Origin of the sequence: Hyphomonas atlantica corrig. (assembly GCF_000682715.1) — a bacterium.
Taxonomy (GTDB): domain Bacteria; phylum Pseudomonadota; class Alphaproteobacteria; order Caulobacterales; family Hyphomonadaceae; genus Hyphomonas; species Hyphomonas atlantica.
In genome coordinates, this window is sequence record NZ_AWFH01000043.1 from 1 (window position 1) to 988 (window position 988).

The window sequence follows — 988 nt, forward strand, 5'->3', positions numbered from 1 at the left end:
CTGCTCTGCCCCACCGAGGTGGTCCACCGGTAATGTTAGTCCGGCGGTTTCCACGTAGCGGCGTTCATGCCGCTACCTCCACACAGTAAGGCGGTATGAACGCCGCGGGCAAGATGGTTTGTGGCGCAGGTGGCCGGTAGCCCAGAGACGAGTGTGGACGCGCGGTGTTGTCGTGCCGGCGCCAGGTTTCGATCAGGGCTTTGGCCTCACGCAAATCGAAGAAGATCTCCCTCGCCAGCAGCTCATCCCGAAGCTTGGAGTTAAAGCTCTCGCAGTAGCCGTTTTCCCATGGGCTGCCCGGCTCGATATAGAGCGTCTTCACGCCGATCCGTCCCAGCCACTCGCGCAGGGCGGTGGCGATGAACTCGGGACCATTGTCGGAGCGGATATGCGCTGGCGGGCCATGTGCGACGAACAGCTCGCCCAGTGTGTCGAGTACATCGCGGGAGTTGAGCTTGCGTTCGACACGGATGGCGAGGCATTCCCGGGTGAACTCATCGATCACGCACAGCATGCGGAACACTTTGCCGTCATGCGTGCGGTCCTGCACGAAGTCATACGACCAGACATGGCCCTTGTGGGCAGGCCGAAGCCTCACGCACGAGCCATCATTCAGCCAGAGACGCCCACGTTTCGGGTGTTTCATTGGCACTTTCAGCCCTTCACGCCGCCAGATGCGGTAAACCGTCTGCGGCGCTTACGCGGCCTTCGGCCACGGTCGCCTCGACCTCGTTCACATGCCAGCCATCCCGTCTCAGCAGGGCTGTGATCCGGCGGTAGCCATACCGGCCGAACCGTTCTGCCAGGGCGATGATGGCTGCTGTCAGCACACCCTCGTCCTGGCGTGGCATACGCGGCTTGCGCTGAGTAGAACGATGCTGGCCGATCACACGGCAGGCCCGGCGCTCGGTTGCGCCAAGTGTCTCCACCACATGATCGACCGCTTCGCGTTTGCGTGAAGGGCTTAGAACTTTCCCCGCACGACTTC

Annotated in this window: 1 pseudogene; it reads right to left on the minus strand. The window is 62.3% G+C overall.

Annotated features, from left to right (window positions below):
- Positions 1–64: 64 nt before the first annotated feature.
- A pseudogene (locus HY36_RS12695) lies at positions 65–988 on the minus strand (IS3 family transposase); the annotation flags it as partial.